The organism is Mesorhizobium sp. WSM4904, from assembly GCF_029674545.1.
Lineage (GTDB): Bacteria > Pseudomonadota > Alphaproteobacteria > Rhizobiales > Rhizobiaceae > Mesorhizobium.
This window is the reverse complement of record NZ_CP121354.1, coordinates 1,553,975-1,575,723: the sequence shown is the minus strand read 5'-3', so window position 1 is coordinate 1,575,723 and position 21,749 is coordinate 1,553,975. Positions and strand designations below refer to the sequence as shown.

Annotated in this window: 10 protein-coding genes and 3 pseudogenes; 4 read left to right on the top strand and 9 right to left on the bottom strand. The window is 61.6% G+C overall.

Features of this window, described 5'->3' with window-relative positions:
- Positions 1-4: 4 nt before the first annotated feature.
- The 6 genes and pseudogenes from QAZ47_RS07335 to QAZ47_RS07310 form a co-directional block, all read right to left on the bottom strand.
- Positions 5-2,029, bottom strand: a complete 2,025-nt coding sequence (locus QAZ47_RS07335; protein WP_063169233.1) for a conjugal transfer protein TraG — start codon at positions 2,027-2,029, stop codon at positions 5-7.
- Between the two features lie 219 nt (positions 2,030-2,248).
- Positions 2,249-5,713, bottom strand: a complete 3,465-nt coding sequence (locus QAZ47_RS07330) for a Ulp1 family isopeptidase (protein WP_063169234.1) — start codon at positions 5,711-5,713, stop codon at positions 2,249-2,251.
- 833 nt (positions 5,714-6,546) lie between these two features.
- Entirely contained in the window at positions 6,547-8,853 is a 2,307-nt protein-coding gene (locus QAZ47_RS07325; protein ID WP_063169235.1) for a S9 family peptidase, read from the bottom strand.
- A 667-nt stretch (positions 8,854-9,520) separates the two neighbouring features.
- Positions 9,521-9,752, bottom strand: a pseudogene (locus QAZ47_RS07320) (IS5/IS1182 family transposase); the annotation flags it as partial.
- Positions 9,753-9,838: 86 nt separating this feature from the next.
- Positions 9,839-10,883: pseudogene (fni, locus tag QAZ47_RS07315) on the bottom strand (type 2 isopentenyl-diphosphate Delta-isomerase).
- 88 nt (positions 10,884-10,971) lie between these two features.
- Positions 10,972-11,865, bottom strand: a pseudogene (locus QAZ47_RS07310) (hypothetical protein); the annotation flags it as partial.
- Between the two features lie 902 nt (positions 11,866-12,767).
- Here QAZ47_RS07310 and QAZ47_RS07305 point away from each other — a divergent pair.
- Genes QAZ47_RS07305 through QAZ47_RS07290 form a run of 4 tightly spaced genes read left to right on the top strand, consistent with a single transcriptional unit; the run spans position 12,768 to position 15,722 of the window.
- Positions 12,768-13,064 carry a DUF2604 domain-containing protein gene (locus QAZ47_RS07305; RefSeq protein ID WP_024505654.1) on the top strand — a complete coding sequence of 99 codons (297 nt, stop codon included), beginning with the start codon at positions 12,768-12,770 and terminating at the stop codon, positions 13,062-13,064.
- Positions 13,057-13,674, top strand: coding sequence for a putative metal-binding protein (locus QAZ47_RS07300; RefSeq protein ID WP_024505653.1), 618 nt, complete (start codon positions 13,057-13,059; stop codon positions 13,672-13,674). The genes QAZ47_RS07305 and QAZ47_RS07300 overlap by 8 nt, the downstream gene beginning before the upstream one ends.
- A complete protein-coding gene (locus QAZ47_RS07295; protein WP_024505652.1) occupies positions 13,671-14,159 on the top strand; it encodes a Mov34/MPN/PAD-1 family protein in 489 nt (162 codons plus the stop codon). Before QAZ47_RS07300 ends, QAZ47_RS07295 begins: the two co-directional genes overlap by 4 nt.
- Positions 14,160-14,162: 3 nt before the next feature.
- Entirely contained in the window at positions 14,163-15,722 is a 1,560-nt protein-coding gene (locus QAZ47_RS07290; RefSeq protein ID WP_024505651.1) for an E2 ligase fold family C protein, read from the top strand.
- A 206-nt stretch (positions 15,723-15,928) separates the two neighbouring features.
- On the opposite strand, the gene QAZ47_RS07285 is transcribed toward QAZ47_RS07290, so the two are convergent.
- The 3 genes from QAZ47_RS07285 to rlxS form a co-directional block, all read right to left on the bottom strand.
- Positions 15,929-18,397, bottom strand: coding sequence for a S8 family peptidase (locus tag QAZ47_RS07285; protein WP_063169237.1), 2,469 nt, complete (start codon positions 18,395-18,397; stop codon positions 15,929-15,931).
- 17 nt (positions 18,398-18,414) lie between these two features.
- Positions 18,415-19,401 carry an ATP-binding protein gene (locus tag QAZ47_RS07280; RefSeq protein ID WP_024505649.1) on the bottom strand — a complete coding sequence of 329 codons (987 nt, stop codon included), beginning with the start codon at positions 19,399-19,401 and terminating at the stop codon, positions 18,415-18,417.
- Positions 19,402-19,756: 355 nt separating this feature from the next.
- A complete protein-coding gene (gene rlxS / locus QAZ47_RS07275) occupies positions 19,757-21,727 on the bottom strand; it encodes a relaxase/mobilization nuclease RlxS (protein WP_063169238.1) in 1,971 nt (656 codons plus the stop codon).
- Between the last annotated feature and the right edge of the window lie 22 nt (positions 21,728-21,749).

Here is a 21,749-nt window from a genome sequence, read left to right as displayed (position 1 = left end):
GACTTCAGAAGCCGGGAATGACATCGTCGCCCCTGCCCTCGTTGATACCGTAGACGCGGGCCGCAGTGGAAATCCGATCCATGACACGCTTGTCCGCGAGCGCTTCGCTGTCATCGTCTGCGGGCTTGTACAGATCGGCCTGATCGGGCTCTTGAGAGACAACAACGTCTTCTTCGGGCAGGCTTGGATGGCGTTGCTGCTGAACGCCTCCCTCGTCTTCAACTGGCGCGTCGGCGCTTTCCTCGTCCGCAGCAAGTCGGCTATCGACGCTGCACACTTGTCCAGTCCAGCCGTCCGGGCGTGATGCAGGGCAGTCCGCATAGGGTCCGTCGTGCAGCACCGGCGCAGGCAGCACCCGATCTGTGAAATTCTGATCCTGATAATAGCGCAGCTTCTTGGCGCGGATCGGCGGCAACCCAGAAACCAGGACCAATTCGTCTGACGGCGGCAATTGCATCACCTCGCCTGGCGTCAGGAGCGGGCGCGCGGTTTCCTGGCGGCTCACCATGACATGTGAAAGCCAGGGCGCAAGCCGATGGCCCGCATAGTTGCGCATCGACCTAAGTTCGGTTGCGGTGCCGAGGGCATCCGAGATGCGCTTGGCCGTGCGTTCGTCATTGGAGGAAAAGGCAATTCGCACGTGGCAATTGTCGAGAATAGCATTGTTCTCGCCATAGGCCTTTGAAACCTGGTTCAAAGATTGTGCGATCAGATAGGAGCGAATGCCATAACCTGCCATGAAGGCGAGCGCCGTTTCGAAGAAGTCGAGGCGACCGAGCGCCGGAAACTCGTCCAGCATCATGAGCAGCTGATGCTTACGGCTCTTCTTCGGGTCCCCCTCCAGACGCTCCGTCAACCGCCTGCCGATCTGGTTCAAGATCAGTCGCACAAAAGGCTTGGTGCGCGAGATATCCGAAGGCGGCACGACCAGATAGAGCGACAGCGGTCGCTCTCCATCCACTAGGTCAGCGATGCGCCAGTCGCAGGACGAAGTGGCCGCCGCGACCGTTGGATCACGATAAAGCCCGAGAAAGGACATGGCGGTCGAGAGGACGCCTGAGCGCTCGTTTTCCGACTTGTTCAGGAGTTCGCGAGCCGCCGAGGCCACTACGGGATGGACCTGAGGGTTATGCCCCGTCCCGAGATGGTTTGTCGTCATCATCCGCCGTAGCGTTGCGGCAAACGAGCGTTGCGGGTCCGACAGGAAGGTGGCGACGCGGGCCAGCGTCTTGTCCTCTTCAGCGTAGAGCACGTGCAAAATGGCGCCAACTAGGAGTGAATGGCTGGTCTTCTCCCAGTGGTTCCGTCGCTCCAGCGCGCCCTCGGGATCGACGAGGATGTCGGCGATGTTTTGAACGTCCCGGATCTCATCTGGGCCTTTGCGCACCTCCAGCAGCGGGTTGTAGCGTGCCGATCTCGGGTCGGTCGGATTGAACAGAAGGCAGTACGAGAATTTCGACCGCCAGCCGGAGGTCAACTGCCAATTTTCGCCTTTTATATCATGAATGATGGCAGACCCGGTCCAGGAAAGTAGCGTTGGAACAACCAGCCCCACGCCCTTGCCCGAACGCGTCGGCGCAAATGCCATGACGTGCTCCGGGCCGTCATGGCGCAGATAGCGATCGTTCAGCCTACCGAGGAAAACGCCCGCCGGCCGTAACAACCCTGCCGTCTCGACCTCATGAGTCGTGGCCCACCGTGAAGACCCATAGGTCGTAACCGACCCGCGCTGTCGCGCGCGCAAAAGCGAGCCAGCGATTGCGGCGGCACAACCCAGGAATCCGCTGGCGCCTGCAAGCGTACCGGCTTTGTCGAAGACCTCCGGCGCATAAGCATCGAAGTGGAACCACCATTCAAACAGCTTCCACGGCTTGTAGATTGGCCAGCCGGCGAAGAGAAACCATGGTGCGCCGAGAGGCGTCTGGTAGGTCAGCATTTGAGCGCACCATTGGGTTGCCGTCCATACGCCGATAATGACAATTGCGCACACAACGGCGATCTGCCCGATCAGTAGCTTCGTAGGTGTCATCGGCTTGGCCCGCTGAACAACGCGACCTAGCATCGCGCGGCGCAGCCGGGACAGGAATGTTCCTCACATACGATTTGGGAGCAATGAACGACTTCCTACGTATGCAGGTCGGTCAGCACGCGTGTTGCGCCTTCACGCGACACCATCCGCCACTCCATCCTTTCCATTCACCCTGAGGCCCGGCGCCGCCGACAGTTGCGTGACCGCTCCTCCGCAAAGTTATCTTCTGCGTTCAGGGAGCCACGGCGCCTGGGCTGGCTGATGAACACCGTCCGCTCGCGCATGTGGGGTCGAATTGATTTGTGCCCAAGTGGAGGCAGGCTCGTCTTCCAACAGTTGCCGCAGTTCCCCTGGCTCGAACGCCATCATCGGTGGGGAAGCGGGTTCATCCTCCAACAGTTGCCGCAGTTCCCCTGGCTCGAACGCCATCATCGGTGGGGAAGCGGGTTCATCCTCCAACAGCTGCCGCAGTTCCCCTGGCTCGAACGCCATCATTGGTGGGGAGGCAGGCTCGTCCTCCAACAGTTGCCGCAGTTCCCCTGGCTCGAACGCCATCATTGGTGGGGAGGCAGGTTCGTCCTCCAACAGTTGCCGCAGTTCCCCTGGCTCGAACGCCATCATTGGTGGGGAGGCAGGCTCGTCTTCCAACAGTTGCCGCAGTTCCCCTGGCTCGAATGCCATCATCGGTGGGGAGGCGGGTTCATCCTCCAGCAGCTGCCGCGGCTCTTCCTCGTGCGGCAAGCGCCTCCTTAGCCGGTCTTGCAGCGCCTGCCGATCGGCAACGAGGTTGTCGAGGGGCAGCGGCTCGTGGTCTGGCCGCTGCCCTTTCACCAATCGTTCAACCAGCGCCCACGTGCCCTCCAGGACAAATACGCCGCAATCATAATGGTTCGTCTGTCTGGCCATGGGGGCTGGCGCCAAGGTGGCATTCAGCAGTCCTGCGAGCTGTTTTGCAGGCACGTCGTTATATCCCTCTCGCTGGAGGGAGTCGTAGTGATAGGCGAACCGCCTTTCCGGGTCGCGGCGATCAACGAGCAGCAGCGACCAATGGGTGCCGGGGCTAGTAGCCGTGCCATTATTCACTGGCAAGAACAGGAAGTCGGCTGTGGCGTTGTTTTGATTATAGATGGACTGCAATATGCCTCGAGCGTCTTGCGGCGACGTGTGTCGCAGTAGATGGGATACGGAAGGATCCACCAGCCGAGTCCGGGCAGCGAGCGCCGGATTGATCCCCTGCAGTTGCCCCTCCAGCAAATTGTAATCTCTCTGGATATGGGCGTCGCTCAGCCATTCGGCGGCGCCGAGCACCCGCCCCGTTGCAACGTTGGACGGGGCTGTCGGATCGAGCGCCCCGATCTGAGCCCCAGAGGAACTGGTAGTCAGTGTGGTCACATCAACCAGTGGAAGGCCGCGGTAGGTGCCTGGCAGCCTAGCGGTTGCTGGCGAGGCGGGTTGGGGAGCTCTTGCCGGTGCCGCTGGCCCAGCTTCAGCAGCGGCCCCAACGCGCCTGGTGACTGCGTCTGCCGGATGAGCAGAAAGGACAGTTTCGCGCCCGAGCACAATGCGCGGCAGGATATCCCGGAGGTGAGCCAATGCAGAACTGATACTTAGCCTATTACCATAGGAGACAGCCTTGAAGCTCTCAACATCTTTATCCAGCGATTTGTCGTGAATCCGAGCCGCAATCCCAAGCTTGTTATTTTGACGCAGGTACTGACTAAAATGTCTAAGAAAATTTGTATAGCCGCCCACGGTATCTGGATTCCGTCCGGTCGCAGGCGCTGCCAGGTACTCCTTGGTCGAAGCGGCTCTGTAATTTCTAATGAGCTCGGCATCGTCAGGATAGGGGATCACGACAGGGCGAGCCATAATCGGGGCTCCGCCTGTCGACTTCTTGAGGTAACGCAGTGCGCCAGCCACGGTGGAGGAACCACCCGTACTCTCGTACTCCTTGAGATCCTGATCCAGCGACGAATGGTAAAGCCGAGCAGCAAACCCTGGCTTGTTGTTTTGAAGGAGCCACCGACTAAAGCCGAAAAGAGAATTTACATTGTAAGTGACCGTGTTCGCTTTGGCCTTACCCGCGTGGAATGCTGCCCTCAGCCCTTCGATAGCGGTCGCATCGTTGGAATAGACAGGACGCTTGTCGGCACCGTCGGGGACTACAATTGGACGATCCGGCTGCACTGTCGAGGGCATCGACCCACCACCTCCGGGATGCGGTGCTGGGGTGGATTCGTGCTCATCCCTCTGCCTGACGAGCTGCGCCTCACATTCCGGTGTAGCCACCTCATGAGGATCCTGCATCGGTTCGATCCCCTCCATCTCCTGCTGCAACCAAGCCAAAGCTTGGCGAGCGGCCTGCGCGGCTTCATCAACCGCGGAGGATGTCTCCACACCTCTGGCGGACGCCGGCAGAGCCTGCTCCGCCCGCCGTCGAAAGAGCTCTGGCGAGGCGGATTTCTCCGCCCACAATCTGGGCTGCGTAGCGAGTCCCCGTCCAGATTTATGTGGCACCGCCTCGCTTGGCAGCGGGCTGCTCCTGTCCCGTGCAGCTACCAGCTCCTCCGGGGCGCCCTGGTCGCCGTGGCGCCAGTTCAAGTGAGGGACGGCCTCTCCAAAGTCGGGCGCTTGGTGTTGGTGCGCGGTTGGGGCGAGAGACAATGGTAGATCGGTGCCCTCCTTATAACCTACCGGCAGGAGCTCCTCTGGCCAATCGAATCCCTGCTGTGGTGCGGTATGCTGAGCAGCGTCGCCACGGGGACGAGCCTCCATGCTGACCGCGTTTTCCAGATGATTCCCGAGTATAACGCGCGGCGGGTTCTTGCGGAGATAAACCAGCGCAGATTCGATCGGAGCTCCACCATTAGAGGAGGCGGCCTTGTAGCTCTCAACATCTTTATCCAGCGATTTATCGTAAATGCGACCCGCAATTCCGAGCTTGTCATTTTGACGTAGGTAATGACTGAAATGGTTAAGAGCAGTTGCGTAGCCGCTCGCGGATCTGAAATGTCTGGTGAGCGCGGCGTCGTCAGGATGGGGGTTCAGGACAGCGCGACCCACAATCGGGCCGGCTCCGCCCATCGACTTCATCAATTGACGCAGTGCGCCAGCCACGGTGGAGGAACCACCCCTACTCTCGTACTCCTCGAGATCCTGGCTCAGCGACGGATGGTAAAGCCGAGCAGCAAGCCCTGGCTTGTTGTTTTGAAAGAGCCAACGACTAAAGCCGAAAAGAGAATTTGTGCTGCGAGTGACCGTGTCCGGCCTGGCTTTACCCGCAAGGAGTGCTGACTTCAGCCCTTCGATGGCGGTGGCATCGTTGGAATAAACAGGACGCTTGTCGGCACCGTCGGGGACCACAATTGGACGATCCGGCTGCACTGTCGAGGGCATCGACCCGTCGAGATGCGGTGCTGGGGTGTATTCGTGCTCGTCCCCCTGCATCACAAGTTGCGCCTCCCGTTCCGATGTACCCACCTGATCGGTGGGGAGTTGCATCATCACGCGAGCGCCTGAGTTGCCAACCTCACCTGGTTGCCGCTCAGTGACAGCATGCTGCAGATTGCTTTGGATCCTCTGCCTCTTCGTTGGTCTCAACTCACCTTTACCATGCGAGCCATTGACGAGGACCTCCTCGCCTAGCGCACCCATCAACTCGTCCGCCGCCTGCAGTTCGCCCAAGTGCTGCTCAAAACCGGCTTGGCCGGCCTGTCCGCTTGCTCGTGCGGTACGGCGTGCTGCACCTGCAGCCAAGCTGCCACGATGAATGTCTAGTTTGTACGGGTGCACGCTATCCTCACTTCCACAGATCACATGAGCAACCTACTCAGGCAAGCTTTCGAGAGGCTGACGAGGTCCGCCGCCGCGGAAGGCGAAGGCTGGTTTTCTGCTCAGCGGTTGACGGCCTCGCGTGTTGCGGCCGCGCCGGGTATCACGCCAATCAATCTGAATAGTCGATGCGTCAAACGAACCAGGATGGGATTTTCGTAGCGGGGCTGCTCTACTCACTCTTGTCCTGAGGGCAGAATTCAACCATATCGCCGAGCAACTGGATGCCGATTGGATACCCGATCCGGAAAGCTTCAGCTCATATGTGACGCGAGGATGAGAATCGTGGCAGCTCCAGACCGACGGGCTGCCACCCACAGCGGCGATGACCGACGAGGGTCTTCTATTGCCAAGGCAATCGTCCGTTCGGGGACCTATGTGTTCCAATGCTCGTCGAGCGGATCGGTGGGCCGCACCGCCGTAGCGTTACGGCGAGCGGAAGCGGCGTTGGGTGCGGCTTTTCCCCTGAACGCTTCACACCAGGCTGATAGGGGATCTTGCAATCGCACACACGCGGTCTGCAGGCGTGCCTATCAAGCAGTTTGCTCAGACCAACGTCGCGGCGAGCCGATCCTCAATACGCAGCGCAAGTCCTAGACTCCACGATCGTCCTTCGGTGCAGATTTGCTCGCGCCTCGCCCTGATTACAGCTGATAAGGCGAGCTAACAATTGCAAGAGCCACAAGCTATTCCAGCTCGATCGGTTTGGTGTTCCAGTCGGGCGGGGTCTGACCGAGAATGTTGCGAACGAAGAAGTCTAGGAGTTTGCGCTCGGTGTAGGTGCCTAGAGTATGGTGATTGGCACCAGGAACGTAGACCATGTCAAAATCTTTTCCTGCCTTGATGAGTCGATCGGCAAGCTGGAACGAGCAAAACGGATCGACATTATCATCCATTTCGCCGACCGCGATCATCAGCTTGCCCTGCAGCCTGTGAGCATTGTCAACGGCGGAGGATTGCGAATATTCAATGCCGACCGGCCACCCCATCCAAAGTTCGTTCCACCAGGTCTTGTCTATCCTGTTGTCGAAGCAGCCGTTTTTGGCGACGGCGACCTTGTAGAAATCGGGGTGAAAGAGCAGCGCGCTGACTGCACTCTGGCCGCCGGCGGATGCGCCAAAAATGCCGACGTTGGATATGTCGTACCATGGATATTGCGCGGCCGCCGCCTTGTGCCACAGAATGCGATCGGGAAATCCTGCGTCCTTCAGATTCTTCCAAGCAACATCATGGAAGGCGCGGGAGCGGTTGTTGGTGCCCATGCCGTCGATCTGAGCAACGACGAAGCCCAGCTGCGTGAGCGGCTCTGTCCACCGCGAGAAGGATTTTGGGACGAAGGAGCCGTGGGGTCCAGCATAGATATTCTCCACAACCGGGTATTTCTTCGTCGGGTCGAAGTTGGCTGGCAGGTGGAGCACGCCCCAGATGTCAGTTTTGCCGTCGCGCCCCTTGGAATGGAAACTGAGCGGCGGCTGCCAGCCTGCGGCGACGAGCTCAGAAATGTCGGCCGTCTCGATCTGCTGGAGCTTGGCATTGTCGCTGGCGCGGTAGAGTGCCATGCGCGGGGGCAGATCGATGCGTGACCAGAGATCGACATAATAGCGCCTGTCAGGCGAGAACTCGATATGGTGGTTGGCCGGTTCGGGCGTCAGTGCAGTCAGTCCCTTGCCGTCAAAGCCGATGCGGTAAGCATGGACCCAATAGGGGTCCTCCTGCGAGTTCATCCCGCTCGCCTCGAACCAGATCTGACGCTTGACCGGATCGACATGGTTGACCCTCCGGACGACCCACTCACCTCGCGTGATCTGGTTTTCGAGCGCGCCTGTCCGGCCGTTGAAAAGATACAAATGCTCATACCCGTCGCGCTCTGATGCCCAGATGATCTCCTTCCCGTCATCGACATCGTAACGGAAGATTTTTCCGGCATCCTCCTGGCCATGCCCCAGCGGCAAATAATCAACGAATGTCTCGCTGGTCTCATCGATCAGGGAGCGCCCGCGGCCCGAGGCGGCGTCTACCTCGACCAGGCGATAAAGCTGATGCCCGCGCTGGTTATATTCGAAAGTGAAGCCGCGGCTGTCCGCCCACCACCGGAGAGGGGAAAGTTCGAAGACGTTCGAGAAGAGGGCACCGTCAATCACGATCTGGCGCCGGCCGGCAATGTCGAACAGGACTGGCTGGGGCAGCGGAAGGACATCGCCCGGCCTGGGATAGAATTTTGTTGAATATTCCCGCTCCAACTGGTCCGTCGAAGAATTGAGGTAGCGGACCTCTCGCCTATAGCCGGGGCGAACAAGGTAAGCGGCGAGGTGGCGCGAGTCCGGCGACCAGCTCAGCGTCGAAAAGACGTAGCAATTGCCTTCGGCTCCGTCCCGGCTCAGAGGAACATCCTGCAATCCGTCCTCGCTGCGCAGGAAAACGTTGCAGTTCTTGATATAGGCGATCCATTTGCCGTCGGGCGACGCGTTGCTCTTGTCGGGGTTGTTCTCCGCTGGCGGCGTGTAGCGGTGGCTGAGCTCCCTACGGTCCCCTTTCCTTGCATCGAATGTGGTGCTGGTACAGTCATAGCTTGCAAGGTCGCAGCTCCACCGGGTGTCTTCAATCTGGAAGTCGAGCCTGCGACCATCCTCACTCAGTTCGAAACGGTCGAACGGAAGATTGCCGGCTTGATAGCTCTCATGGCTCACCTTGTTTAGCGCTGCCGCCAGACGCGCCTGATCGAAAGCGGGCCGCTTGAAACCCGTGGCAGCATCGACCTGCATGAACTGCTGCTCGCCGTGGCTAGTCCGGCGGTAGACGAAGGCTTCACCCCCGGTCAGCCAGAAAGGCATTTTGGGGACATTGACAGTGAGCCCGCCATATCGATCGTTGATCGTAAGTGCGCGCTTGAAATCGGCCGGCGCTAGCGTCGGGTGTAAACTTTTCGAACCCTTGGCCAGCGTCTGAGTTGCCGATCGCCATGCGGCGCGCGTCAAAGCGCCGATCCTGGACATACCTGTTCACTTCTTTCGGTTTTCGGAATGCTAATTTTGAAGTTGGGTTCTCGTCGCCGGTCTGCAGCAGCGCCGAAGCGTCGCCTTGGAGGAGAGCCAGCACGCGGGTGCAGCCAGGCACGCGCAACAGGGGCGCTCCTTGGACATCCAGGCACTGGTTCGGGTGCCGATTGAAGAGTTGGCGTCCGCCGCCGAAACAACCAGGAAAGAGCGTCCATGCAGCCCTGACGCGACTATTTCCCCGCGAGTATGGCCGCTTGCTTTTCTGCATCATCTGAAAGGTCCTGCTCTAGTCGGGCCGGATGTCACCCCGGCAGAAATCATTGTGCTATTTCGACAATCTCCGAGCGATTGCCGCCGGCCCATGACGAGGTTTACCGATAGGGCGCAATATGCGTGCCAAAGGAAAAGCGGTTTAAATACACGGCAATCCGCCTATGTCGCATCCCCAACATCGTCGCACACCGGACAATGCCGGACGAAATTGTCCCGGGGCGTCAAATTGGTTTGATGGTGACCCAAGGAGTTCTGGCTTTATCTGAGGCGTTCGGCCTTTTTCGAAAGCCGGACTCTTCGCGCGTTTCCGACGGCCCGAAGCGCCTGATCAAAGCTGACGGCATTCCCGGGTCTTGGCCTTGCCACAGCAGCACCTGCTGCATCAATTCCGACGGACGCTGTAGAACACCTGCAACACACGGCCCGCAGCAATTTCTCCGGCGCAACGCTGGGGCGACCGCCTTTGGCACTGCAGGCGTACATGCCGGAAAGGATGCCGTCTAGCCGCACCAGCGCTCCATTGATCATCAGCCGGTGCGGGCACCAGGATGACCGGCTGGAACGAAATCTTCCAACCGCTTCATCGTGAACAGCTGCTCCATGAACACATCGCTCCCGTCAATCGAGCCGTCTCGCCAGGGGGATCAATAGTCTGTCTTTGGCGTAGGTATTTCAGCAGCCTGCTGTTAGCGTGCGGACGACGCCGACATCAACCGGCGGACAAATGCGACGAGGGCAACAAGCGCGCCTGACGCAACGCCGCCAGATCAGCCGAGCCCGTGCAGAAGCAGGCGACGGCCAACTGGCGGATGACGATCTCGAAATGCGCGACAACGGCCCCGGTGGACACTGTCGCCGCGCCCAGCACGCTGGCCGCCTGCCCGGCGATGTCCGCGCCCAGGCGGATGGCCTTGGCCACGTCGACGCCATCGCGGATCCCGCCCGACGCGATCAGCTTCACCGTTGGCAGCGCCCGACGCACCGCCTGCACGCTGGTCAGGGTGGAATCCCCCAATCGGCGAATGACATCGCCACTGCACGGTCGGCGGCATTGCGGGCGCGCTCGCCCTCCACTGCGGCCCAACTGGTGCCGCCGGCGCCGGCGACATCGATTACCGCCACGCCCGCCTCGACGAGCGCACAGGCACCGAGGCGGACAGGCCCGCCCCCACTTCCTTGGCCACCATCGGCACGCCCACGATGCGCGCGGCGCCAGCGATCAGCGCCAGGACGCCGCGCCAGTTCGCGGTCGCCCTCCGGCTGTACCGCTTCCTGCAGCGGATTGAGATGGACGATGAGCCCATCGGCCTCCAGCGCGTCCACCGCGCGACGCGCCAGGTCCAGGCCGTCGGCCTCCCGCAGTTGCGCGGCGCCGATATTGGCCAGCAAGGGAATGTCTGGCGCCAGGCGGCGCAGCGCGCGCGTTAGCCCCTGGGAGTTGCGGGATTGCAGGCTCACACGCTGCGAACCGCACATGGCGATCCCCAAGGCTTGCGCTGCCTCGCTCAAATGCCGGTTGATGGCCTCGGCCCGTGGCATGCCGCCGGCCATAGAGCTGATCAGCAGCGGCGCGCGCATAGCCTTGCCCAGCAGCGAGGCGCGCAGGTCGATCTGCGTCAGGTCCAACTCGGGCAGTGCGCAGTGTTCGAGATGGATGTACTCCCAGCCAGCGGCCACCGTGGCCGGCGCCGTTCGCCGATCCAGCACGATGTCCAGATGTTCGTCCTTCCCCGGCTCAGGGCGGTGTCGCTCATGCTCGCTCCATCCGTAGCAGCGGGCGACGGCGTTGCGTCGGATCGAACCGACGGCAGCGCGCCCAAGCCGCCGCCTCCGGCGCGTCCAGGCCGACGCACGCTGGCCTCCCCCTGCAGCGTCGCTGCGATAGCGGCTGGTCGAAGTCTGGTAGTACTGCGCGCGGATCGCCGCCATCGCCTCGATCAACGGTCCCCACGGCGCGGGAAAGCATTCTTCCGCCATCACCCGGTGCAGCATGCGCGTATGGCCGGCCAACTCGTCGTTGAGGAACTCAACCACAGGCATAGCCGGATAGCGCTGCAGAAGCAGGATCGCCGCGTTATCGCCGGCCGACCTGTCCTTGTCGCGTCCATGCAGATCGTTCTGCAGGCGCCCTATCACTGAGATGAGCCGCAGGACCTGGCGAAACGCTGGACGCGCGCGCAAGGTCGCCATGTCCAGCCCCCACAGCAGCGACAGGCAACAGAACACGGTCCCGTAAGCGATCGAATCGATGCCGTTGTGCAGGTACTCGGCGTAAGACCAGCGTCGCGCCCCTGCCGCCTGCGCGTGTCCGGCGCGCAGCGCCGCGCAGTAGCACCGGGTATAGTCGAGAAGCCGAGCATAGTCGTGACGATCGTAAGCGAGCGCAGCCAGCGAAGCGCGCAGCTGAGCGCAGCCCTCGAATCCGGAGAGCACGCACGGTACGCCGTGCCCCAGCGCCTGCTCCAGGGCGGCGAGCTGCTCCGGCGCGATCAGGCCAACGTCGTTGCAATCGTCTAGCCAGAACAGCAGCGCCAGTTCGCGATAGAACGCCACGATCAGCGTTTCGTCCTGCGGATCGCGGCCGGTGCGGGCGCTGGTGTCGCGCAGGCTCGGGTGAATGCGTTGCAGGATATACTGGCCGCCCCTTACCGCTTCCTCAGCATGCTCATCCGCGAAACCGGTCAGGGCACGCCCCCACTCAAGCACCTGCTGCAGCGCGCGTTCGGTCTGGATCATGGCGCCGCCCCTGCTCCCTCGGCTACGACGCGCCGCCCACAACGAAGCGCCAGCCACAACCCGGCGAGACCGCATCTCCGCGCCATAACGGCGATCGCGAAGTTATCGATCCGATTGCCAGTTGCTGATGCAAGCTCTTGTGAACGGCCGTTAGGACCGGCCCGCAGCCTCGCCGGCAGTATCGAGCAATCCGCTTGCGCCGGCTCGCCATAGCAGGCGAGGACGGCAAGGTCGCCGGCGGCAAACGCACGCGAGCACATTGCAAGCGACATCCGCGAACGCGGCGCCGACTGGTCAGCCTCCGCCTCGGTGCCCGCATATGTCCGCGAGTCGAGCAGCGCCTTCGCCACGAAATGAGCAGAACGCCTTACGAGCATCGACCGCCGGCTGCTGCGCATGCGCGATGATGAGGCATGGTCTCGCAGCGGACCCGTTCCGACAGATGCTGCACCAGGGACGAGGCGACCTTATCCAACAAGGCACCACTTGCGCTGTTTGTGGAGACGAGCGTCGGCTGCATCCATGCGGCTGCTTGAGTGGTGAAGACTCTGAACGACGGTTCCTACGGCGCTGCCGGCGCAATCGGCTGCTTGGGGGACGCGTGACGCAGTCAAAGCTCCCCTTGCCAAGCACGGAGCAGGCGAGTGAGAGAGCAGATGAATAGGCGTGTCGCCAATATTTTTGCATTGCTCTAATCGATTATAGTTGTGAGGAGCAATTTGAGACCATTTACTTGCGGCTCAAGTCACCCATAAAAGAAGGCAAGCACCGATTCGGTAGCTTATCCCCTGTCTTTCGCGTACTCGCGGCCGTGGCGCCGGGTGAACGATTGAAGACCGCCGGTCTCACTCGCAGGTGGGCGCCAGGGCGTGGGGCGGTTGGCAAGCCACAGGAGTAGGACAATGTCGAAGGATTCGGGTAAGGGCGATAATCACGGCGGCGGACCGGGCAAGATCGAGATCACGGTGGTGGTGAACGGCCAGCCCACGCAGGTCGAAGCCAATCCCAACCAGCCGCTTCACGTCATTCGTACCAAAGCCCTTGAGAACACGCAGAATGTCGCCCAACCAGCCGAGAATTGGGAATTCAAGGATGAGGCCGGCAACTTGCTCGATGTCGACAAGAAGCTTGGCGACTTCGGTTTCCCGAATACTGTGACCCTGTTCCTCAGCCTGAAGGCGGGCGTCGCAGGTGCCTAAACACCAAAGTGTGGATCCGGAGGTCTCCCGAGCGAAGTTTGATCGGGAGATCGGCCGGTTCCGGCCATATGCTGATGTCTATCGGGCTCAGGGCTGCTTCTTGATCGAGGCGACCTTTCCGCGCGCTTTCTTCATTTTCGCCAGCCCCAAGTTAAAGCCACGGGTGGTCAGCGCAGCGAGCGAGGTCGACTTCACCGACTACGACTTAAGACCACCGTCCGTGGTCTTCGTCGATCCGTTTACGCGTCATCCGATTGCCCGGAAAGATCTATACCTGAAAATGCTTAGACGTCCGCCGCTGCCCGGAACGCCGCCGGAGATGATAGGAGCTCTCATCCAGCAGAACGCCGTGCCGCTGACGGACTTCATCCAGGCCAACAGTCCCGAGGACGAACCATTCCTGTGCATGGCGGGCGTCCGGGAATACCACGACAATCCAGCCCATTCAGGTGATCCATGGCTGCTTCATCGGGGTTCTGGCGAAGGCTGTTTGGCCTTCATCCTGGACAAGATCATCAAGTACGGAATCGTTCCTATAGAGCAGTTGCAGATTCAACTCCAACCGACAATCGTAGGAATGGTGGTATCCCCTCAGGCGATACAAGAATGACTGGTTTGAGAGATGTAACGATCGTGACTCTCCCGCGCGGCTGCATCTCGACCACGCATGGGCATCTGCGCTCAGTTGGTCGCGAGGGCAATGAGGGGATGGCGCTCTGGGTCGGCGTTCAGCAAGAGCGGCACTTTGCCGTAACAGAGACGGTTATCCCGGCGCAGCGTCACATTCGGACAAACGATGGCGTTTGCGTGATCGTTGCGGCCGAAGAACTGCACCGGCTCAATGTCTGGCTCTACAAAAGCGGCCTGAAACTCTTGGCCCAGATTCACAGCCATCCGGGCCGCGCCTACCATTCGACGACGGACGACGCTTATGCGGTTGCTACCACGGTTGGGTGTCTGTCGCTGGTAGTGCCGAATTTCGCCCGCGAGCCTTTCGATTTTGCTCGGGTCGCCGCCTATCGGCTTGACGAAAAGGCCAAATGGAATGCGCTCCCTCCCGCGGCACTGTCGCGAATGATCATGATATCGAGTTGAACAATGGCATTCGCTAACTTCATCGATCGCGCCGCCACGGCGGCATCTCAGGTCCTGGCCGATTTTCATCTGGGAGACTTCAAAGCAGCTCTTGAAAAGCAGGTCGTGGCAGTCGCCTTCGACCATCAGGCCGCTTCCTGCGCCGAAGGCCAGGCGACACTAGATCTTGCGGTGAGATTGCTCGCTAGGCTCTACCCGGTTCTGGCGATACTCCCGCTGGACAGCGCGGCGAGCTCTCAAGCCCAAGCGCTGGAGCGCTTGGCAAAGTCGATCAATCCAAAAGTCGGCATCCGGCGTTCCGGCAAGTCTGCCACCGTCTGCGTCGTTGCAGGGGTAACGCGCCCATCACTCCGGTGCCCGATCTTTTTCGTGGGATCGGACGGTTGGGCGGCAAAGCTGTCGCGTACGGACCCGGTGGGCTCTGGCCCAAGTCTGCTGCCTTATGGAGCTGGCGCCGCCAGTTGCTTCGGCGCCGCCAACGTCTTTCGAACTATCTTCGCTGCCCAGTTGACCGGCGCCGAGTTGGACGAAACCATCGACCTCTCGCTATGCAGCTACGACAAGACCAAAGCCGGAGAGCCTGGCCCGATCGACTTCCCAGTCGACCTTGGCGAAACCCACCTCGTTGGGCTCGGTGCGATAGGCCATGGCTCGCTTTGGGCGCTAGCGAGACAACCCGATCTCAAAGGTCGTCTGCATGTAATCGATCACGAAGCGATCGAACTCTCAAACCTGCAGCGCTACGCATTGGCTGGCCAGGCGGAGATTGGTATGTCCAAAGCGGTTCTTGCAGCCACCGCCCTTAGATCGACTGCCCTTGAGGTCGAGGCGCACCCTCTGACGTGGGCAGAATATGTTGCGCGCCGGGGCAATTGGGTCTTCGACCAAGTGGGTGTGGCGCTTGACACCGCCGCCGACCGTCTGGCTGTCCAAGGTGCACTGCCGCGATGGATCGCAAACGCTTGGACGCAGGAGCACGATCTCGGTATCTCCCGGCATGGTTTCGATGACGGCCAGGCTTGCCTTTGTTGCATGTACCTGCCATCCGGAAAATCCAAGGACGAGCACCAGCTGATTGCCGAGGAACTCGGAATACCGGAAGCACACGAGCAGGTGAAAACGCTCCTGCAGACCAATGCCGGAGTTCCCAACGACTTTGTAGTTCGCGTGGCTACAGCGATGGCTGTGCCGTTTGAACCGCTAGCCCCGTTTGTCGGCCAGCCCCTGCGCTCCTTTTATCAGCAGGCTATCTGCGGCGGTCTGGTGTTCCAGCTTAGCGAAGGAAGTCGCCGCGTTCGAACTGTGGTTCCGATGGCCTTTCAGTCGGTGCTTGCCGGGATTATGCTTGCCGCGGATTTGGTCAAACATAGTGCGGGGTTTCCCATGAGCCCGACGACGAGCACTCGGGTGAATCTTCTGCGCCCCCTTGGCTCTCACTTGCACGATCCGAAGGCCAAGGACTCCAGCGGCCGCTGCATCTGTAGCGACGACGATTTCATTGCCGCTTACAGGCGCAAATACGGCGAGCGCGTTGATCAGGTAAGCGATGTCTCGGCCGCCTAAACAGACGCGCACCTCTCCGTAGACGCAGGGGGCGCGGCTTGTGGGCGTGACCATGGGCGCCATTATCACACGCTTGGCCCGCTCCTTTGCCGGCCTATCGTCCTCCGCGCATGATCCCTGTTGCCGACGTGATGATCCAGCACCAGCCGCCATGGCACCAGAGGCTGGTCAAACCTCCGTTGTTGGCCGATTTGGACAGTGCTGCATCAGGTCTCGACCGACGTCTCGACAGTCAGGGCTGCTTCGACGGGTGTGAAGATGTCAACATCGACCCCAGGCGCCCGCATCGTCACAATCAGGGCGTACCGAGCCAGAGCGTCGACGCGTTCCAGGTAAGGCTTCTCCTTCCACCAGCCCCCGACCGGGAACACGCCGATCGCATCACGCTCGGCGAGATCGGCGGCGCTGCCCGACCAGAAATCGGCGTGCAACGAGCCGCGATCGCGGAAGGTGCCGAGCAGCCACTCTTCTCCGCCTCCAGCAGGCGCCCCTTCCTCCTCGTCCCGAGCGGCCTGATTGATGCGGGCTCGGAATTCGTCGACTGTCTCGGTCGCTGACTTTACTCTGAACCGAAGACCATGGGACGCGTAACGATGCCGGCGGGTCCATCCGCGTTCACCGGGGTTGGGTTCGATGAAATAGGACAGCGTGACGCGGAGCTCGACCTGGGCAGCGCCGAGCGCCGCGAGCTGCTCCTTCGGCCAAGGCAGGCGATGCAGCTTCATGTCACGCGTTTTGGCAGCCGCGCCGCCCTCGCGCTGGAAAGGCTGAAGCTCATCTTCAACGATAAGCGTGAGGTCGTTCACCGTTGACAGAAGCGCGCGCCCAAGATCTGGCACGCCGTAACCATAGCGCCGCACGAGCGCCTGGATCTCGCCCTTCGCTCCGTTGCACGCATCGATGCGTGCGCGCATCGCCGGAGTCCATTCGGCCGAGTGGACGATCAGGGCGCGAACCGTTTCAGGCCACAGCTCGGGGCGCGCTGATAGAATTAGTCCCGCCATCCGTGCGGCATGGGCCGTTGCCGCGCTCGTATCTCCGAGGGTGGTGAAGTGGCGCAGTTCGGGTCGATAGAAAGTGGTCAATATCTGCAGATCGTCGATCGGCTCGCCAGGCAACACACCGTCATGGGCGAGATTGCCGCCTTCGAAGACGACCTCGGGCTTCACCGGCCACTGCCTGTCCCAAACGACCGAAGTGCGACTGCGCGGCGAGAGCTCGCCGACCGGCGCGATCGGAGCGTAGCCCGCAAAGTCGGTGTCAATGATATCGACCTTTTCTGTGAAAGCGCCGACCGTCAGCGCATTCCAGGCCTGAGAAGGATCATCGACTGCTTCCAGATCGTTGCGCGTCAAATGCTCGGCCGGCATGAGGTCATCGCCGATGTTGCCGGCAGAGAGAACGATCAAGCGTCGCTGCTCCTCTTCGAAACAGAGTTGGTCGATAGCGGCAGACCACGATGTGGGCCTTCCACGCGCCGGACTGGCGCTTGTCACAGCCATTGCGATCGCGCGGCGGCGCTCCGGCGCCTGCACCTCGGCGCGGGCGATCGCTTCCGCGGTGATCGAGCCATAGAGTTCTGGATCGTTTGCCTCGTCTTCTGGCGGAAGGATACGGACACTCTCCAGCCGAAAGGGCAATGGAACTGGATCGCCTCCGACCAGGAGCGGGACCAGATCACCGTACAGGCCGACACCTGCCATTCGCGTCCCGTGGCCGCTCCACGCAGGTGTGTCGTCGCTGCCCCATGCCGGTTTGACGGTGTGCCAGTCTTCAACGGCAAGTGCGGGTTCGATCAACGGGTGGGTGCGACGTACGCCGCTGTCGAGAATGCAGACCGCAATATCGGATTGAGGCGGTCTGACGCGCCCGAGAAGCTCGTCGCTCCAGTCCCTTTGCTCCGCGCCGCCAAGGCCCATGAAGAAGGACGGCGTATCCTTCGCGCGCCGCAGCTCGGCGACGACATCGCTGTGCGCAATCATGCGGTCGAGCATTGCCGTGCTGGCGAGTGCCAGCATGACCACCCGCTCCGGAAACCTGACCGCATGCGTGCGCAAAGTGATGTTCAGGGCTTCGGCAATGTGCTCGAAGTTCTCGCGGCGACCGTCGCGCAGCCAGACTTCCCACCACACCTGCTCGTCAGCGGCCTGGGGGAAGAGGTCGTCGTGGTCGGTAAACAACGATCGTGCAGTCGCCAGCCTGACTGTCTCCATGCGGGAGACGAGCGGCTCGTTGCGCGGTCTGCCGCGGTCAGTGTCAACGTCTCGATACGCCTCGACTTTCCGCAAATAATAGGCTTGCGCGCTTTGCGGCAGGAACACCGACGCTGTGATGGGAGCACCGGGTTGAGTTGGCTCATGGACGGCGACCAGCTCCATGTGCTGGCGACGATCGGCCAACTGGTCGAGGGCCGCCCGTCCGGACATGGGCAGATCGATCTCGAGGTAAAAGCCAGGCGTGCCGACCGACAGCTGGGGGTCACGCGCCGCAATCTGCTGGCGTGCACTTTCGACCGCTTGTTCGATGGATTGCGTCAAGGCCGCAGCATGCGACGCCCGATCACGCGCCGGCAGCGGCGGTGCATGTATAAGTTGGTTGGGCCGCCGATAGGCTTCCCGAATGCCGTTGTTGCGAAGGTGGATATGGGCGCGGTCGCGCGGAAAATCGTCTGCCATTATGATCTGTGCTGTCGCTACTCAGACAGCGAAGCCTGCCGGCGTTCCTTCAGAGCGTCGATGAGCGCTTCCGAGGTGATCCGCTTCCCCCCCCGCAATATGATGGTTTTTGCAGCGTCGTCGGCCGCGCGGGTGATCTCGGCCTGCGACAGTCTCTCTGCCTGAGAGATCGCCTCGTTCCAGGCAAGCCCTCTGGTGTCGAAGCGGTCGAGTCGAGCCCGAAGCAGCGCCTCGATAATCGGCCGATCGGGCACGGCGTATTCGATGACATCGTCGAAACGGCGGAACAAAGCTCTGTCGAGCAGCTCGGGATGATTTGTTGCCGCAATAATCAGGCTGTGGCTGTCGTCTTGCTCGAGAAACTGCAGAAACGAATTCAGCACGCGCCGAATCTCGCCAACATCCTGGCGTTCGCCTCGACGCGCGCCGATGGCATCGAATTCGTCAAAGAAGTAGACGCCCCGCGTCGCCTGCATTGCATCAAAAACAAGCCGCAGCTTTCCGGCAGTCTCTCCCATGAACTTGGTGATCAAACCATCGAGGACGATCATGAAAAGGGGCAGATGAAGCTCCCCGGCCAATGCCGATGCGGTCATCGTCTTGCCTGATCCTGGCGGGCCGACCAGAAGCAGTTTGCGACGGGGAACAAGCCCGTGCTCGCGCAAGCTTGCTTGTTGGCGCTGCTCTCCCAGCACGCGGTGCAGGCGCGAGCGCAGACTGTCCGGCAAAATCATGTCCGTCAGTCGCAGGTCCGGATAGCGCACATGCAGGAGGCCTGCGAGTTCGCCCTTTGGCTGAAAAAGGGGAACCGGCCGACTGCTCTTGGCAATCCGGGCGTCCCTGCTCTTGGCTGCGTCGACCAGATCCTTGAGCTCCTGAGCAAGCTTGCCATGGCCTTGACGTGCCTCATGCGCAGCAAGCTGCATCGCGATAGAGAGGAAACGATCCTCGTCGCCGGCAATGTGGCTTTTAAGCAGCGTCACGATATGGCGGGCCGTGGTCATGGCTCTCTTCTGGGGTATCCGTTTACTTGGCGAAGCGCATGCAACCTAAACGCTTTCAACGGCGATTTGTAACGCGCAATGGTGTTTTTTCTCTTGTCGATGTTCGCCCGTGGCAACTTCAGCGGTGAACTGTTGCGCCGCGGTCATAGGCCAGCCGGAATAACGCCGGCCAGCAGACAACAGTCCGCATCTTCGAGCGCTCGAAGTCTGGCCACTCACGCAGCGTGTCGGGTCCGAACGCTCCAAAGCCGCCCCGCCTGGCAGGTCCATGCGACCGATTGCGGGCGTGCGGCCATAAGGTCTACGCGGGCTCGCATGGCTGCCCGCGCCGCTGGCTAAAAAGCTGTACACCATCTCACGAAACACCAGGTCCGCTCCTTTGCCGGCCGACGGTCCATGAAATCCCCTCCCCACTCACGACACCGGAGACCTCCTTGCCCACATGGCGCTCAAGCACCGGCCGCCATGGCACCAGCGTGAACTCGCGCGACTTTTCAACGACGGCATATTTTCCGCTGGCAAGCTCGACGGAGCGGCGGAGCGTACCCTCTACTCGTCCTCCGAATCGCGCTTCGGCATAGGGCAGGCCAAGTTCCTCCGACAGTTGGCCAGCAACACGGTTCAGTTCTCGCTGGCGCAGGATCGAAAGCATGTTGGCTCGATAGACGATCCCATCCTGTTCTTTATGCGCGAGGCCTTGCGCGATCAGCCACTGCCGCCGGCGAGCTTGCGCCTCTCTCACGTCGCGGCCGAAGCCGGATCCGTGCAAAGGCTCGGGTCTATCGGCAACCAGCTCCCGGTCGAGCCAGGTGGCGCCGTTGAAGCTGACCTGTCGCTCCAGCGCCATTGAGGAGAGCTTGTCGGCAACGACAGGCTCGGCCCTGGCCCGCTGGCCCTCATAATTCGCGACGCGATCGAGATGGTCCGGCGCGATGAGCCAGGTGCCGTTCGGCTCTCGCTCAACGCCGCCGGTCGCGCGGCGGATCGCCTCCAGCCGCCGCACATGCGTTCGCGCAAAGCTCTCGGTGGCGGATGGGTCATGCTTCAGGTGCATATCGACGTCGTAACGGCCGCCATGCGCGGCGGCGATTTCGGCGATGGTACGATCGACCTGCCTCGGCTCGGTGTTCCTTGGCGCGACACGCACGATGCAGCCATTAGGCATCGTTTCCATCGCCTCGCCTCTACCGATGTTGATCCAATGGCTCTTACCGTCGACGGCGTCGACGATCATGTAATGGCGGTCATTGATCTCGTCGGCCAGTCCACGCGCGACAACGCGACCGACGAGAGACTGGACGGGCTCGCCGGATCGATCGTGGATCACCCAGTCGGCGGCCCTGCGGGCAAGCCCCTTGCCGGTCAGTTCGCGGTGCATGGTCTTGATGATGTCGCCGCGTTCGCCGGTGCGGCGCAGCGTGGCTTCGAGCTCATCGTCGAGGCGCCAGGAGCCAGCGCCGACCTCCGCGGCCAGACCCATCCGCTCGAGCTTGCGCAGCCGTCCCTGGTGCAGCGTCTGGCGAATGGCGTCGGGACCGCCCGGCGAGACCAGGCCGTCATCATCACGCATGCTGAGCAGCCGACGGTCGATGCTGGTGAAGCGTTCCTGCTCCATTTCCCGGCGCAGGCGAAGCTCAATCTCGCGGTCGGTTCGCGGACCGAGATCGAGGCTGACCAGCTCGGCCGCCCGCTCGCGGATGCCAGATGAGATATATTCGCGCGCGATGACCAGGTTCTCGCCACGGTCGTCCCTGCCACGGACGATGATGTGGCTGTGCGGGTGGCCGGTGTTGAAATGATCGACCGCGACCCAGTCGAGCTTCGTGCCGAGGTCTTCCTGCATCTGCGCCATGAGCCGCCGCGTCAGCGCCTTGAGGTCGTCGTACTCGATGCCGTCTTCGGCAGCGACGATGAAGCGGAACTGATGGCGGTCGCCGTCCGCGCGATCGATGAACGCCTTGCCGTCGACGCGGCCGCTGTCGGCGCCGTAGAGCTCGCCAGGTTCACCTTCGCGGGTGACCCCGTCGCGCTGAAGATAGCGTAGATGGGCACGCGCCCCGTCCGCGCCCTTGCCGGCGAGCTTGACGACCCGCGCCTTGACGATCACCCGGCGCTGGCGGAAGGCGGCATACCGGTCGCGCGATTTCAGCAGTGCGGCGGCCGCCCCGCCGCGCCCTGTCCGGCTTCCTGTGAAGCGACCACCGCGTTGCGGCCGGCCGCCAGCCCGGTTGATCGCCGCACGAACCTGGCCGGCATAGCGTTTGCCGGCCTTCGAGCCGCGCGACCCGATTTTGCCGAGCTTCGGCCTGAACTCGTCATCCTTAATGCGAGCCTCCCAGACATATCAA

Coding starts and splice junctions, on each gene's coding strand:
- QAZ47_RS07290 (WP_024505651.1), top strand. CDS start 14,163: ATGGCATTCGCTAACTTCATCGATCGCGCCGCCACGGCGGCATCTCAG.
- QAZ47_RS07335 (WP_063169233.1), bottom strand. CDS start 2,029: ATGACACCTACGAAGCTACTGATCGGGCAGATCGCCGTTGTGTGCGCA.
- QAZ47_RS07285 (WP_063169237.1), bottom strand. CDS start 18,397: ATGGCAGACGATTTTCCGCGCGACCGCGCCCATATCCACCTTCGCAAC.
- QAZ47_RS07325 (WP_063169235.1), bottom strand. CDS start 8,853: ATGTCCAGGATCGGCGCTTTGACGCGCGCCGCATGGCGATCGGCAACT.
- QAZ47_RS07280 (WP_024505649.1), bottom strand. CDS start 19,401: ATGACCACGGCCCGCCATATCGTGACGCTGCTTAAAAGCCACATTGCC.
- QAZ47_RS07295 (WP_024505652.1), top strand. CDS start 13,671: ATGACTGGTTTGAGAGATGTAACGATCGTGACTCTCCCGCGCGGCTGC.
- QAZ47_RS07305 (WP_024505654.1), top strand. CDS start 12,768: ATGTCGAAGGATTCGGGTAAGGGCGATAATCACGGCGGCGGACCGGGC.